The organism is Pseudomonas sp. 14P_8.1_Bac3, assembly GCF_025466085.1.
In the GTDB taxonomy this organism is placed as follows: Bacteria; Pseudomonadota; Gammaproteobacteria; order Pseudomonadales; family Pseudomonadaceae; genus Aquipseudomonas.
Window position 1 is genome coordinate 1 of record NZ_JANLOD010000001.1, and the last position, 14887, is coordinate 14887.

The 14887-nt window shown below is 62.0% G+C and carries 15 protein-coding genes; 12 read left to right on the forward strand and 3 right to left on the reverse strand.

Annotated elements, in window-relative coordinates; all coding sequences use genetic code 11:
* Window positions 1-15: 15 nt before the first annotated feature.
* Both NTD84_RS00005 and rph read right to left on the reverse strand, forming a co-directional pair.
* On the reverse strand, window positions 16-384 hold the full coding sequence (locus NTD84_RS00005; RefSeq protein ID WP_262162559.1) for a DUF4870 domain-containing protein: 369 nt from the start codon (window positions 382-384) through the stop codon (window positions 16-18).
* A gap of 29 nt (window positions 385-413) precedes the next feature.
* On the reverse strand, window positions 414-1136 hold the full coding sequence (gene rph, locus NTD84_RS00010) for a ribonuclease PH (RefSeq protein ID WP_150780185.1): 723 nt from the start codon (window positions 1134-1136) through the stop codon (window positions 414-416).
* Window positions 1137-1416: 280 nt separating this feature from the next.
* On the opposite strand from rph, the gene NTD84_RS00015 reads away from it, so the two are divergent.
* From NTD84_RS00015 to NTD84_RS00040, 6 genes are all read left to right on the forward strand, one after another.
* Window positions 1417-2280 (forward strand): YicC/YloC family endoribonuclease, encoded by an 864-nt coding sequence (locus tag NTD84_RS00015; RefSeq protein ID WP_262162561.1) that lies wholly within the window; start codon window positions 1417-1419, stop codon window positions 2278-2280.
* 12 nt (window positions 2281-2292) lie between these two features.
* On the forward strand, window positions 2293-2913 hold the full coding sequence (gmk, locus tag NTD84_RS00020) for a guanylate kinase (protein WP_262162562.1): 621 nt from the start codon (window positions 2293-2295) through the stop codon (window positions 2911-2913).
* Between the two features lie 167 nt (window positions 2914-3080).
* A complete protein-coding gene (gene rpoZ / locus NTD84_RS00025; protein ID WP_003177259.1) occupies window positions 3081-3344 on the forward strand; it encodes a DNA-directed RNA polymerase subunit omega in 264 nt (87 codons plus the stop codon).
* Window positions 3345-3401: 57 nt separating this feature from the next.
* Window positions 3402-5507, forward strand: a complete 2106-nt coding sequence (gene spoT, locus NTD84_RS00030) for a bifunctional GTP diphosphokinase/guanosine-3',5'-bis pyrophosphate 3'-pyrophosphohydrolase (protein WP_262162563.1) — start codon at window positions 3402-3404, stop codon at window positions 5505-5507.
* A gap of 24 nt (window positions 5508-5531) precedes the next feature.
* On the forward strand, window positions 5532-5912 hold the full coding sequence (locus NTD84_RS00035; protein WP_003229509.1) for a RidA family protein: 381 nt from the start codon (window positions 5532-5534) through the stop codon (window positions 5910-5912).
* Window positions 5913-5981: 69 nt separating this feature from the next.
* Window positions 5982-6722 (forward strand): hypothetical protein, encoded by a 741-nt coding sequence (locus NTD84_RS00040; RefSeq protein ID WP_262162564.1) that lies wholly within the window; start codon window positions 5982-5984, stop codon window positions 6720-6722.
* Window positions 6723-6862: 140 nt separating this feature from the next.
* Here the strand turns inward: NTD84_RS00040 and NTD84_RS00045 are convergent, their stop codons facing one another.
* On the reverse strand, window positions 6863-7720 hold the full coding sequence (locus tag NTD84_RS00045; protein ID WP_262162565.1) for an SDR family oxidoreductase: 858 nt from the start codon (window positions 7718-7720) through the stop codon (window positions 6863-6865).
* A gap of 188 nt (window positions 7721-7908) precedes the next feature.
* On the opposite strand from NTD84_RS00045, the gene exbB reads away from it, so the two are divergent.
* The 6 genes from exbB to NTD84_RS00075 all read left to right on the forward strand — a co-directional run bounded on the left by exbB (window position 7909) and on the right by NTD84_RS00075 (window position 14759).
* Window positions 7909-8877, forward strand: coding sequence for a tonB-system energizer ExbB (exbB, locus tag NTD84_RS00050; RefSeq protein WP_262162567.1), 969 nt, complete (start codon window positions 7909-7911; stop codon window positions 8875-8877).
* Between the two features lie 6 nt (window positions 8878-8883).
* Entirely contained in the window at window positions 8884-9312 is a 429-nt protein-coding gene (gene exbD / locus NTD84_RS00055) for a TonB system transport protein ExbD (RefSeq protein WP_262162568.1), read from the forward strand.
* The gene (locus NTD84_RS00060) at window positions 9309-10055 is read left to right on the forward strand and encodes a TonB family protein (RefSeq protein ID WP_262162570.1); all 747 of its coding nucleotides are present in this window, start codon (window positions 9309-9311) and stop codon (window positions 10053-10055) included. The genes exbD and NTD84_RS00060 overlap by 4 nt, the downstream gene beginning before the upstream one ends.
* 210 nt (window positions 10056-10265) lie before the next feature.
* A complete protein-coding gene (locus NTD84_RS00065; protein WP_262162572.1) occupies window positions 10266-11195 on the forward strand; it encodes a hydrogen peroxide-inducible genes activator in 930 nt (309 codons plus the stop codon).
* Window positions 11196-11204: 9 nt separating this feature from the next.
* The gene (recG, locus tag NTD84_RS00070; RefSeq protein WP_262162574.1) at window positions 11205-13280 is read left to right on the forward strand and encodes an ATP-dependent DNA helicase RecG; all 2076 of its coding nucleotides are present in this window, start codon (window positions 11205-11207) and stop codon (window positions 13278-13280) included.
* A 78-nt stretch (window positions 13281-13358) separates the two neighbouring features.
* The gene (locus NTD84_RS00075) at window positions 13359-14759 is read left to right on the forward strand and encodes an aminoacyl-tRNA deacylase and HDOD domain-containing protein (protein ID WP_262162575.1); all 1401 of its coding nucleotides are present in this window, start codon (window positions 13359-13361) and stop codon (window positions 14757-14759) included.
* Window positions 14760-14887: the final 128 nt, after the last annotated feature.

Here is a 14887-nt window from a genome sequence, read left to right on the forward strand (position 1 = left end):
AGATAGGCGGCGTGTTTATTTGATCAAGCGCCAGGTAAATGGATACCGATACGGCACCCCTTCATTGGCCTTCACGCCACCGATGATCGTCAGAACCAGCGCGCCAATGGCGATCAAGCCAAACAGAAAGAACCCCACGATCACCACCATCAGCAAGAAGCAGATGGCGGAAGCAATGGCGACGGTAATCTGAAAGTTCAGCGCCTCCTTGCCCTGTGCATCGACAAAGGGGTCCATATCGCGCTTCATCTGCCAGAGAATCAGCGGCCCGATCAGCGTGCCAAACGGAATCCAGATCCCCAGCAAGGCGGACAGGTGACAAAACATCGCCCATTGCCGAACCTCTTTGCTCGGGATGGGAAGCAGCTCTTGCTCGTCACTCATAACGTCCTCCTTGCCTGGAGCGGTTGCGATCAGTCGGCCAGTGCAGCCTTTTGCAGATCGAAGATTTCGGTCATGCCTTTCTTCGCCAGTTCCAGCATAGCGTTCAGCTCTTCAGGCTGGAACGGCGCGCCTTCTGCGGTGCCTTGAACCTCGATGAAACCGCCGGTGCTGGTCATGACCACGTTCAGGTCAGTCTCGGCAGCCGAATCTTCCAGGTAGTCGAGGTCGAGCACCGGTTCGCCCTGGTACATGCCAACCGAAACGGCCGCGATCATTTGCTTCAGCGGGTCGCCACCTTTCAGGCCGCCGCGCTTCTTGATCACTTTCAAGGCGTCGACCAGCGCCACCATCGCACCGGTGATGGACGCGGTGCGGGTGCCGCCGTCAGCCTGGATTACATCGCAGTCGACGTAGAGAGTGACGTCGCCCAGTTTGGACATGTCCAGCGAAGCCCGCAGTGAACGACCGATCAGACGCTGGATTTCCAGTGTGCGGCCGCCCTGCTTGCCGCGGCTCGCTTCGCGCTGGTTACGCTCGCCGGTGGCGCGCGGCAGCATGCCGTATTCGGCGGTCAGCCAGCCCTGGCCCTGGCCTTTGAGGAAACGCGGCACGCCATTTTCGACGCTGACGGTGCAGATGACCTTGGTATCACCGAACTCGACCAGTACAGATCCCTCGGCGTGTTTGGTGTAGTTGCGGGTAATGCGGATCGAGCGGAGCTGATCGGCAGCGCGACCACTTGGACGTTTCATAGGGAGTACCTGTACGGGGGACGGAAAACTGTCGAGCATTATAGAGCCGCGCGCCGGGCCTGGGCACTTCTAATAAATCCGCCCGACGATTGAAGGCCCTGACTTGAGCGTAGAACAGCGCTTAACCGACGGCCTGCAGGCCTTTGTCACACCGTGTGTTTGGGCGCATCCGCCCCACTGCGCTACAATCCTGCGCCTTTGCTGCCTGTCGGCTTTAATTCACAGATATCGGCTCTCGCGAAACCTTTGGTAACGCAAACCCGAATTGCGAGGTACCTCCATGGTGCACAGCATGACCGCCTTCGCCCGCGTCGAAAAAGCCGGCGCCCAAGGCACCCTGAGCTGGGAATTGCGCTCGGTCAACAGCCGCTACCTGGAACCACACTTGCGCCTGCCGGAGTCGTTTCGCGACCTCGAGGGCGCAGTCCGCGAAGCCCTGCGTCAGGGAATTTCCCGCGGCAAACTCGAATGCACCCTGCGCTTCACCGAAGAAAACACTGACAAGCCGCTGCAAGTGGATCGCGAACGCGCCGCGCAGTTGGTCGCGGCTGCCGAGACCATCGCCGGCCTGATCAAGAACCCCGCTGCGCTGAACCCACTGGAAGTGCTGGCGTGGCCCGGCGTGCTGGTAGGCAATGCCACTGACCCGCAAGCCTTGAATGCCGAAGCGCTGGCCCTGTTCAACGAAGGCCTGAAGGAACTCAAGGCCGGCCGTGAGCGCGAAGGCGCGGAGCTGGCGCGCCTGATCAACGACCGCCTGACCTCCATCGAAGGAGACGTGGTGACCCTGCGCGAGCTGGTCCCGCAGATGCTCGCCACCCAGCGCCAGAAAGTCCTCGACCGCTTCGCCGACATGAAGGCCGAGATGGACCCGCAGCGCCTGGAACAGGAAATGGTCATGCTCGCTCAGAAGAGCGACGTCGCCGAAGAACTGGATCGCCTGAGCACCCACATCATCGAAGTCCGCCGGGTGCTCAAATCCGGCGGCGCGGCCGGTCGGCGCCTCGATTTCCTGATGCAGGAACTCAACCGCGAAGCCAACACACTGGGCTCCAAAGCCTTCGACCCGCGCAGCACCCAGGCGGCGGTCAACCTCAAGGTGTTGATCGAGCAGATGCGCGAACAAGTGCAGAATATTGAGTAAGGCAAACCCGACATGACCCACAGCACCGGCACCCTGTACATCATTTCCGCCCCTTCGGGCGCGGGCAAGAGCAGCCTGGTCAAGGCCCTGACCGACGCTGATCAGGAGATCCGCGTCTCGGTCTCCCACACCACCCGCGCCATGCGTCCTGGTGAAGTGAATGGCGTGAACTATCACTTCGTCGACCGCAGCGAGTTCGTGAAGATGATCGAGCATGGCGACTTCCTGGAGCGCGCCGAAGTGTTCGGCAATCTCTACGGCACCTCGCAAAGCCATCTGCAGCAGACCCTGGACGAAGGCCACGACCTGATTCTGGAGATCGACTGGCAGGGCGCGGAGCAGGTGCGCAAGTTGATGCCCCAGGCCCGTTCCATTTTCATTCTGCCGCCGTCCCTGCAGGCTCTGCACCAGCGCCTGACCAATCGCGGCCAGGACAGCGACGAGATCATCGATGGCCGCATGCGCGAAGCCGTCAGTGAGATGAGCCATTACGTCGACTACGACTACCTGATCATCAACGACAATTTCGCCCACGCGCTGCACGATTTGCAGGCGATTTTCCGTGCCAACCAGCTGCATCAGAAGCGTCAGCAGCAGCGTCACGGTAAACTTTTGGCTGAATTGCTCGGCTAATCAGCTCTTCCCAAAACCGCTGCGGGGGCTTTACATTGGCACTTGCAGCGCGTTGAAGGGCTTGGTCAAAAAATCAGCGCTTCCCTAATCGCTGGTGATTTTTTAAACTGTTGAGTCCGCTCGCCCAACCGGGCAGCGCGCATATTGCATTCGCTCCGAGGAATACCATGGCCCGCGTAACCGTTGAAGACTGCCTAGAACACGTGGAAAACCGCTTTGAGCTGGTCATGCTCTCTACCAAGCGTGCCCGTCAACTGGCCACCGGCGGCAAAGAGCCCCTGGTTCAGTGGGAAAACGACAAGCCTACCGTTGTAGCCCTGCGTGAAATCGCCGAAGGCCTGATGAGCTACGAGTTCATCGCCAACGCTGAAATCGTCGAAGACGAACCGCTGTTCGCAGCGTTCGAGGACGAGTCCAACGAGGCCGTCTAAGCCTATGCCTGGTCGACGTAGCACGGCGCGGGGTCACAGCGAACGGCAGGAGTTATCATGCCGAGCATAGACGCCCTCGCCGATCGCTTATCGACCTACCTCGGCAAGGATCAGGTCAACCTGGTCCGCCGAGCGTACTTCTACGCCGAACAAGCCCACGACGGCCAACGCCGCCGCAGCGGCGAGGCGTACGTCACCCATCCTCTTGCGGTGGCGAATATTCTGGCCGACATGCACATGGACCATCAGAGCTTGATGGCGGCAATGCTGCATGACGTGATCGAAGACACCGGTATTGCCAAGGAAGCGCTCCAGGCGCAGTTCGGCGAAACCGTGGCCGAACTGGTCGACGGGGTCAGCAAACTGACCCAGATGAACTTCGAGACCAAAGCCGAGGCCCAGGCCGAAAACTTCCAGAAAATGGCCATGGCCATGGCGCGCGATATTCGCGTGATCCTGGTCAAGCTCGCCGACCGCCTGCACAACATGCGCACGCTGGAAGTCCTGTCCGGCGAAAAACGCCGGCGGATCGCCAAGGAAACCCTGGAAATCTATGCGCCCATCGCCAACCGGCTGGGCATGCACGCCATCCGCATAGAATTCGAAGACCTCGGCTTCAAGGCCATGCACCCGATGCGTTCCGCGCGGATCAACCAGGCGGTCAAACGCGCCCGGGGCAACCGCAAGGAAATCGTCAACAAGATCGAAGAATCCCTCAGCCACTGCCTCGCCATCGACGGCATTCAGGGCGAGGTCAGCGGTCGCCAGAAACACCTCTACGGCATCTACAAGAAAATGCGCGGCAAGCGTCGGGCCTTCAACGAGATCATGGACGTCTACGCGTTCCGGATCATCGTCGACAAGGTCGATACCTGCTACCGCGTGCTGGGTGCTGTGCATAATTTGTACAAACCGTTGCCGGGGCGCTTCAAGGATTACATCGCGATCCCCAAGGCCAACGGCTATCAGTCGCTGCACACCACACTGTTCGGCATGCACGGGGTGCCGATCGAGATCCAGATCCGCACCCGCGAAATGGAAGAGATGGCCAACAATGGCATCGCCGCCCATTGGCTGTACAAATCCAGCGGCGACGAGCAACCGAAAGGCACTCACGCCCGCGCACGCCAGTGGGTCAAGGGTGTGCTGGAGATGCAGCAACGCGCCGGCAACTCGCTGGAATTCATCGAGAGCGTGAAGATCGACCTGTTCCCGGACGAGGTCTACGTGTTTACGCCCAAAGGCCGGATCATGGAGCTGCCGAAAGGCTCCACGGCGGTCGACTTCGCTTACGCAGTGCATACCGACGTGGGCAACAGCTGCATTGCCTGTCGGATCAATCGTCGGCTCGCGCCATTGTCGGAACCGCTGCAAAGTGGCTCCACGGTTGAGATCGTCAGCGCCCCTGGCGCACGGCCCAACCCGGCGTGGCTGAATTTCGTCGTGACCGGCAAGGCGCGGACGCACATCCGCCACGCGTTGAAACTGCAGCGCCGCTCCGAGTCCATCAGCCTCGGCGAGCGCCTGCTGAACAAAGTCCTCAACGGTTTCGACAGTGCGCTGGACAAAGTCCCGGCCGAACGCGTCAAGGCGATGCTCGCCGAGTACCGCCTCGAACTGATCGAAGACCTGCTTGAAGACATCGGCCTGGGCAATCGCATGGCCTACGTGGTCGCCCGCCGCCTGCTCGGCGAAGGCGAACAGCTGCCGAGCCCGGAAGGCCCGCTGGCGATTCGCGGCACCGAAGGTCTGGTGCTCAGCTACGCCAAGTGCTGCACGCCGATCCCCGGCGACCCGATTGTCGGGCACCTGTCGGCAGGCAAAGGCATGGTGGTGCACCTGGACAACTGCCGCAACATCAGTGAGATCCGCCACAATCCGGAAAAATGCATCCAGCTGTCGTGGGCCAAGGATGTCACCGGCGAATTCAACGTCGAGCTGCGTGTCGAGCTGGAACATCAGCGCGGGCTGATCGCCCTGCTGGCCAGCAGCGTCAATGCGGCCGACGGCAATATCGAAAAAATCAGCATGGACGAACGTGACGGTCGCATCAGCGTGGTCCAACTGGTGGTCAGCGTGCACGACCGTGTGCACCTGGCCCGCGTGATCAAGAAACTGCGCGCACTGACCGGGGTGATTCGCATCACCCGCATGCGCGCCTAAGCCATCTATTACAAGGAGTCATTCATGACCAAGACTGTTATCACCAGCGACAAGGCCCCGGCCGCCATCGGCACTTACTCCCAGGCGATCAAGGCTGGCAATACCGTTTACATGTCGGGTCAGATTCCTCTGGACCCAAAGACCATGGAACTGGTTGAAGGCTTCGAAGCCCAGACCGTCCAGGTGTTCGAGAACCTGAAGGCCGTGGCTGAAGCGGCTGGCGGTTCGTTCAAGGACATCGTCAAACTGAACATTTTCCTCACCGACCTGAGCCACTTCGCCAAGGTCAACGAGATCATGGGCAAGTATTTCGACCAGCCGTACCCTGCCCGCGCCGCCATCGGCGTAGCGGCCCTGCCAAAGGGTTCGCAGGTTGAAATGGATGCCATTCTGGTCATCGAGTAATGCGTCCGGCGCAGCCTCCTGAGGCTGCGCCGCTGCCGTATGTATCAAGCGTTTTGAAAGGACTCCACCATGCGCAAAGCGCTAGCCTTTTCGCTGCTCGCCCTCCTCCTGGGCGGATGTGCCAGCAACCCTGCCGACCGCGACATCAGCGGCACCTGGATCAACCAGGTGGCGATCGACGCTGCCTCCAAAGGCGGCCCCCTGCGTGAAGCCCTCCAGGCCTATGGTCCGAACCTGGAATGGGACATCAACACCAAGGCCGGTCAGGCCCGCTACACCAACGGTTTTGAGAACGTCGACGGCAAGCTGCTGGGCGAAGAGTCCGGGGCCTGGAAAGTCGACTTTTACGGCAGCTCCGGAAGCGAGCTGAAGCGTGATGGCAAACAACTGAGCCAGTCCGCGACCGAGAATGAATCGGCCCAGGTCTTCGACCGCGCGCTGATCCCGGTGCCGGAAGGCGCACCGATTGGCGCGAGCTTCGAACGTGCGCTGTATTCGGCGTACATGGGCGGCAACTGGACAGTCGTCAGCGGTCCTGGCGAAGGCGGCACCGTGCAATTTCAGGCCGACGGCCAGGTCACCGGCCTGCCAGGTGCCGATCGCTACGCCTTGTGCCTGGCGGGTGACTGCGCGTCGATGAGCGGCGGTAACGACAACATGTGGCTGCAACAGAATGGCCAGGGCAACACCTGGATCTTTGCGCGCAAGGGCAAGGAACTGGAGATTTTGCAGGCGGTGAACACCGCGCAGGCGGATGAAATGCCGCAGTTCACGGCGGGTGATCGCAAGTGGTTGCTTGAGAAGCAGTAACCCGATCGTAGCTGCACCGTAGATCCAACGTGGGAGCGAGCCTGCTCGCGAAAGCGGTACGACCCTCAGCAGAAATGTTGAATGTCATGACCTCTTCGCGAGCAGGCTCGCTCCCATATTTTGATTTGTGGAACCGAAAGTCAGCAGCGACCCTCGAGAATGGCGGCGTAACCTTCGCGATAACTCGGGTACTTCGGTGCCCAGCCCAAGGCCTTCGCCCGAGCATTGCTGCACCGCTTGCTGCCCGTGCGACGCACGCTCGCATCGTCAGCCCACTCGGTCACGCCCAGATAATCCCGCAGCCAACCCACCACTTCCGCCAGTGGCGCAGGCGCGTCGTCCACGCCAATGTACATGTGATCCAGCGCCACGCCGCGATGATCCGCTTCCAGCAGGAACGCCATCAACCCGGCCGCGTCGTCGGCATGAATACGGTTGCCATACAACGGCGGATCAACCGCCACGCGATAGCCGCGACGCACCTGGGTCAGCAGCCACTCCCGGCCCGGGCCGTAAATGCCGGTCAAGCGCACGATGCTCGCCGGAATGCCGCTCTTGAGCGCCACGTGCTCAGCCTCCAGCATCACCCGGCCGGAATAACCGGCGGCGACGGTCGGCGACGTTTCATCGACCCATTCGCCGTCCTGCTGACCGTAAACGCTGCTGCTGGAAACGAACAGCAGTCGATTCGGCACCTGCCCATAGTCGTTCAGCCAGCTCAACACATTCTGCACGCCCTGCACGTAAGCCGCACGGTAACCGGCCTCATCGTGATCGGTCGCCGCCGCACAATACACCACGTAGTCCACCGCACCGACCGGCCAGGTGTCCGGGCAGTCTTCATTGAACAGGTCGCCGGAGACGCCAATAACACCGTCAGGCAGGCGTGAAACGTCACGGCGCAAGCCATGAACTTCCCACCCGGCAGTCAGCAATTGCGTAGCCAGACGACTGCCGACATCACCGCAGCCGGCGATCAAAACAGAGGGCGCGGACATCAAAAAACTCCTATCGGAAAGCCACAGACTAGCGCTGGCAATGGACGAGCGGCTAGTAATGCAGGAAAAAAAGAGACTCTATTACTTCTGTTAACAAGAATTACTTGCAATAATGCCCGCCACTTTTGTTCTCGGCCTTCGAGGCCTGGAAGAACATTTACCGTCTTTTTCTCTCAGGTCCGGCCAGCATGACACGCAATCAATTCTCCGCTTCGCCAACCAAACGACCTCGCGCCTGGAGCGCGGTGGCCGCCTTGCTGCTCAGCCTGATGCTGGCGCCAACCGCCGCATTCGCTGATGCACAGGCACCTGCTACCCCGGCTGCCGCTTCTGCACCGGCGCCAGCCGATCATGCGGCTGACCACACTGCACCGACAGCCAGCGACCCGGCCCAGGCTCTAGAGACTGATGCCGAAGACGCTCCAGAAGTCCTCGAAGCCGACAACACCTTGGGCATGGCCCATGACTTGTCGCCGTGGGGCATGTACCAGAACGCCGACATCATCGTGAAAATCGTGATGATCGGCCTGGCCATCGCCTCGATCATCACCTGGACCATCTGGATCGCCAAGGGTTTTGAGTTGATGGGCGCCAAGCGTCGCCTGCGCACCGAAATCGCCCACCTGAAAAAAGCCACCACCCTCAAAGAAGCCAGCGCGACCGCCACCAAGCCCGGCACCCTCGCCAATGTGCTGGTGCACGACGCGTTGGAAGAGATGCGCCTGTCGACCAACAGCCGGGAAAAAGAAGGTATCAAGGAACGTGTGGCCTTCCGTCTTGAGCGTCTGGTGGCAGCCTGCGGTCGCAACATGAGCAGCGGCACCGGCGTTCTCGCCACCATCGGTTCCACCGCGCCGTTCGTCGGCCTGTTCGGCACCGTATGGGGGATCATGAACAGCTTCATCGGCATCGCCAAGACCCAGACCACCAACCTCGCCGTCGTGGCTCCCGGCATCGCCGAAGCCCTGCTGGCCACCGCGCTGGGCCTGGTTGCCGCGATTCCGGCCGTGGTGATCTACAACGTTTTCGCCCGCTCCATCGCCGGTTACAAGGCGCAAGTGTCCGACGCATCGGCAGAAGTGCTGCTGCTGGTCAGCCGCGACCTCGACCACCAGCCTGAGCGCAGCTCGCAACCGCACATGGTGAAAGTGGGGTAATCGGCCATGGGCCTGCATTTGAAAGAAGGCGCAGACGACGATCTGGCCGAGAACCACGAAATCAACGTCACGCCGTTCATCGACGTGATGCTGGTGCTGTTGATCATCTTCATGGTGGCCGCTCCGTTGGCCACCGTGGACATCAAGGTCGACCTGCCTGCCTCCACCGCCAAACCGGCGCCGCGGCCGGAGAAACCGGTGTTCCTCAGCGTCAAGGCTGACCAGCGCCTGTTCCTCGGCGAAGACGAAGTGAAGGCCGAAACACTGGGCGCCACGCTCGACGCGCGGACCAAGGGCAAGAAAGACACGACGATCTTCTTCCAGGCCGATAAAGGCGTGGACTACGGCGACCTGATGAGCGTGATGGACAACCTGCGCTCGGCCGGTTACCTGAAGGTCGGTCTGGTCGGACTCGAGACGGCAGTCAAGAAATGATCACGACGCGCCATAAGCTGACGCGTTACAGCGGGAGCCTGGCCGTGGTGCTGGGCGTCCATGCGCTGGTCATTGCGCTGGCGCTGAACTGGACCTCGCGCCCACCCATCGAGCTGCCGCCGCAGGCGATGATGGTGGAGCTGGCACCGGTTCCGGCCCCGCCACCGCCGGCACCGCCGAAGGTGATAACGCCGCCACAACCACCGGCCCCGGTGGAAGAATTGCCGATCCCGAAGCTGGCTGAAGCGCCGAAGGCCGAGATTGCCGTGCCGAAACCGGTCAAACCCAAGCCCAAGCCTCAACCGCCCAAGCCGGTGGAGAAAAAGCCGGAGCCGCCGAAGGAAAAGCCGTCCGAGGAAAAACCGAGCGACGCGCAGCCGACCCAGGCGCCGACGGATAAATCCGCACAGCCGGCACCGGGGCCATCGCCCGCACAGCAAGCGGCCAAGGCCAGTTGGCAAGGCACGCTGCTTGCTCACCTGGCCAAGTACAAAAAGTACCCGGCCAGCGCTCAGGCACGGGGCAAGGAAGGCTTGAACCGTCTGCGCTTCGTCGTGGATGCCGAAGGCAACGTGTTGTCATTCGAACTGGTGGGCCGCTCCGGCAACGCCGATCTGGACCGGGCGACCCTGGAAATGATCCGCCGCGCGCAGCCATTGCCAAAACCTCCGGCGGACATGCTGAACAACGGCTCGATCGAAATTGTTGCGCCGTTTGTTTACTCGCTGGAGCGCCGCCGCTAACCACCTCATCCTGTAGGAGCGAGCATGCTCGCGATGGACGAAAGAGCGCCGCGGGGTGTCAGGCCCCCAACGTCATCGTTGACCACCATCGCGAGCATGCTCGCTCCTACAGGAACGGCATCAGGTTGTGTCATTCAACACGCTCTCTGATAACGTGCGTCTATCGATTGCAGCCGGTATGCTTGGCCCGCAACTTCATGGACGCTCGCTATGACTCTTACAGAATTACGCTACATCGTTACCCTCGCCCAAGAACAACACTTCGGCCACGCGGCCGAGCGTTGCCACGTCAGTCAGCCGACCCTGTCGGTGGGCGTGAAAAAGCTTGAAGACGAACTCGGTGTGCTGATTTTCGAGCGCAGCAAGAGCGCCGTGCGCCTGACCCCGGTCGGCGAAGGCATCGTGGCCCAGGCGCAAAAAGTCCTGGAGCAGGCCCAAGGCATTCGCGAACTGGCCCAGGCCGGCAAGAACCAGTTGACCGCTCCGCTGAAAGTCGGCGCGATCTACACCGTTGGCCCGTACCTGTTCCCGCACCTGATTCCGCAACTGCACCGGGTCGCCCCGCAGATGCCGTTGTACATCGAAGAAAACTTTACCCACGTGCTGCGCGACAAACTGCGCAACGGCGAGCTCGACGCGATCATCATCGCCCTGCCGTTCAACGAAGCCGACGTACTGACGCTGCCGCTCTACGATGAGCCGTTCTACGTACTGATGCCGGCCCAGCACCCGTGGACGCAAAAAGAATCCATCGACGCTGCGCTGCTCAACGACAAGAGCCTGCTGCTGCTCGGCGAGGGCCACTGCTTCCGCGATCAAGTGCTGGAAGCCTGCCCGACGCTGACCAATGGCAAGGACGGCGCCAAGCACACCACCGTGGAATCCAGCTCGCTGGAGACCATCCGCCACATGGTCGCTTCCGGCCTCGGCATTTCGATCCTGCCGCTGTCGGCGGTGGACAGCCATCACTACGCTCCCGGCATCATCGCAGTGCGCCCACTGACGCCACCGGTGCCCTTCCGTACCGTGGCCATCGCCTGGCGTGCAAGCTTCCCGCGGCCGAAAGCGATCGAGATCCTCGCTGACTCCATTCGCCTGTGCTCGGTGGCCAAGCCGCCGGTGCCGGTGGTTGCGGCTTAAGTCGCAGTCATGACCGAGTTGTCGCAAGTGTCGGTCACGGCACTCAAGGGGGTCGGCGAGGCCATGGCCGAGAAACTGGCCAAGGTCGGCCTGGAGAACCTCCAGGACGTGCTGTTCCACCTGCCGCTGCGTTATCAGGACCGCACCCGCGTGGTCCCGATCGGTCACTTGCGGCCTGGGCAAGACGCCGTGATCGAAGGCACCGTCAGCGGTGCCGACGTGGTCATGGGCCGTCGCCGCAGCCTCGTCGTGCGCCTCCAGGACGGCACCGGCGGGCTTAGCCTGCGCTTCTACCATTTCAGCAACGCCCAGAAAGAAGGCCTCAAGCGCGGTACGCGGATTCGCTGCTACGGCGAAGCGCGGCCCGGTGCCTCAGGGCTGGAAATCTATCACCCGGAATACCGCGCCATCACCGGCGACGAACCGCCGCCGGTGGATGAAACCCTGACGCCGGTCTACCCGCTCACCGAAGGCCTGACCCAGCAACGCCTGCGCCAGTTGTGCATGCAGACCCTGACGATGCTCGGCCCGACCAGCCTGCCCGACTGGCTGCCGACCGAACTGGCGCGGGACTATCAACTGGCGCCGCTGGCCGATGCGATCCGCTACCTGCATCATCCGCCCGCCGATGCCGACGTCGACGAACTCGCCCTCGGTCATCACTGGGCCCAGCACCGCTTGGCCTTCGAAGAACTGCTGACCCATCAACTGTCCCAGCAACGCCTGCGAGAAAGCATGCGTTCGCTACGCGCGCCGGCGATGCCGAAAGCGACACGATTGCCGGCTAAATATCTGGCCAATCTGGGCTTCGCACCGACCGGCGCTCAGCAGCGCGTCGGCAACGAAATCGCCTATGACCTCAGCCAGCACGAACCGATGCTGCGCTTGATTCAAGGCGACGTGGGCGCCGGTAAGACCGTGGTCGCCGCCCTCGCCGCACTCCAGGCGCTCGAGGCCGGTTACCAAGTGGCCCTGATGGCGCCCACCGAAATCCTCGCCGAACAGCATTTCATCACCTTCAAGCGCTGGCTCGAACCGCTGGGCATCGAGGTCGCCTGGCTGGCCGGCAAGCTCAAGGGCAAAAACCGCGTCGCCGCGCTGGAACAGATCGCCAGCGGTACGCCGATGGTGGTCGGCACCCACGCGCTGTTTCAGGATGAAGTGCAATTCAAGAACCTCGCGCTGGTGATCATCGACGAACAGCATCGATTCGGCGTGCAGCAGCGGCTGGCGCTGCGGCAGAAAGGTGTTGGCGGACGGATGTGCCCACATCAGCTGATCATGACCGCCACGCCAATCCCACGGACGCTGGCCATGAGCGCCTACGCCGACCTCGACACCTCGATCCTCGACGAACTTCCGCCCGGCCGAACCCCGGTGAACACGGTGCTGGTCACCGACACCCGGCGCGTCGAAGTCATTGAGCGGGTGCGCGGCGCCTGCGCCGAAGGGCGTCAGGCCTACTGGGTGTGCACGCTGATCGAAGAATCGGAAGAGCTGACCTGCCAGGCAGCGGAAACCACCTATGAAGACCTCACCGCCGCGCTGGGCGAGTTGAAGGTCGGGCTGATTCACGGCCGTATGAAACCGGTCGAAAAAGCCGCGGTGATGGCCGAGTTCAAGGCCGGCAACCTGCAACTGCTGGTCGCGACCACGGTGATTGAAGTCGGCGTCGACGTGCCCAACGCCAGCCTGATGATCATCGAAAACCCCGAGCGCCTGGGCCTGGCGCAACTGCACCAGTTGCGCGGTCGCGTCGGCCGGGGCAGCGCCGCCAGCCATTGCGTGCTGCTCTACCATCCGCCGCTGTCGCAGATTGGTCGCCAGCGCCTGGGCATCATGCGCGAGACCAACGACGGGTTTGTCATCGCCGAAAAAGACCTCGAATTGCGCGGCCCCGGTGAAATGCTCGGCACGCGGCAGACAGGTCTGCTTCAATTCAAGGTCGCCGACCTGATGCGCGACGCCGATTTGCTGCCCGCCGTGCGTGACGCCGCCCAGGCATTGCTCGAGCGCTGGCCGGATCACGTCAGTCCGCTGCTCGATCGCTGGCTGCGCCATGGGCAGCAATACGGCCAAGTGTGAGCACCGTCGCAGATTCTGGACGATGCGGTTAAACAAGCTGGTTATACTCCTGCAATTGTTTGAATACGGATACAGACTATGACTGAAGCTGCCCTCGCCCCCGAAACCCCGCACGCTCCGTCTGTTATTCGGCTGCTGCTCGGCAAACTGGGCATCGCCTACGAAGAAGTACTGGACCATCACGGCCTCAACGCCTCGCGCAAAGTGCAGGCGGTGTTGCTCGACGACGCCGTGGGCGCGCTGATGGTGCTGTTCCCGCAGAGCCAGTTGCTCGACCTCAATCGCCTCTCCGAACTGACCGGCCGACGCCTGACCGCGGTGTCCACCGAACGCCTGGAAAAGATGCTCGGCAAACACAGCCTGAGCCTGTTGCCCGGCTTGCCGGCGCTGACCACTTCGCCCTGCCTGTATGAAGAAAGCCTGCTGCGCGAACCGAAGTTGCTAATCAACTCGGGCGAGCCGGGCGTGCTGCTGGAAATCACCAGCGACGACTTCAAGACCATGCTGACCAAGGCCAGCGCCGCCAACTTCGGCGAAAACCTGACCAGCATCCGTCCGAACCTCGACCGTCCCGACGATGACCGCGAGGAAATCACCCAGGCCGTTCAAGCGTTCACCGCGCGACGCATCCAGCAACGCCTGGAATCCACCATCGAGATTCCGCCGCTGGCTGAAACCGCGCAGAAAATCATCAAACTGCGCGTCGACCCCAACGCCACCATCGACGACATCACCGGCGTGGTCGAAACCGACCCGGCGCTGGCCGCACAAGTCGTGAGCTGGGCGGCGTCGCCCTACTACGCGTCGCCGGGCAAGATCCGTTCGGTGGAAGATGCGATCGTGCGCGTGCTGGGTTTCGACCTGGTGATCAACCTCGCGCTGGGCCTGGCGCTGGGCAAAACCCTGAGCCTGCCCAAAGATCATCCGCAGCACACCACGCCGTACTGGCACCAGTCGATCTACACCGCTGCCGTCATCGAAGGCCTGACCCGCGCCATGCCCCGCGCCCAGCGCCCGGAAGCCGGCCTGACCTACCTCGCCGGCCTGCTGCACAACTTCGGTTACTTGCTGCTGGCCCACGTATTCCCGCCACACTTTTCGCTGATCTGCCGACACCTGGAGGTCAACCCGCACCTGTGCCATAGCTACATCGAGCAACACTTGCTGGGCATCAGCCGCGAACAGATCGGCTCCTGGTTGATGCGCTATTGGGACATGCCCGAGGAACTCGCCACCGCGCTACGCTTCCAGCACGACCCAACCTACGATGGCGCCTACGCCGAGTACCCGAACCTGGTGTGCCTGGCCGTACGCCTGCTGCGCGGCCGCGGCATCGGCTCCGGTCCGGATGAAGACATCCCGGAGGCGCTGCTGGAACGGGTTGGTTTGACTCGCGACAAGGCCAACGACGTCGTCAGCAAAGTGCTGGAGGCTGAGGTGCTGCTGCGCGAACTGGCGTCGCAGTTCACCCAGGCTTGAAAGCTTCGCGAGCAGGCTCGCTCCCACAAGGGTTCAGGTAATTCCTGTGGGAGCGAGGCCGCTCGCGATGAAGTCAACGCGGTCTACCTGACCATCACCAAACCTTGGTTTCAAATACTTGTTACCCC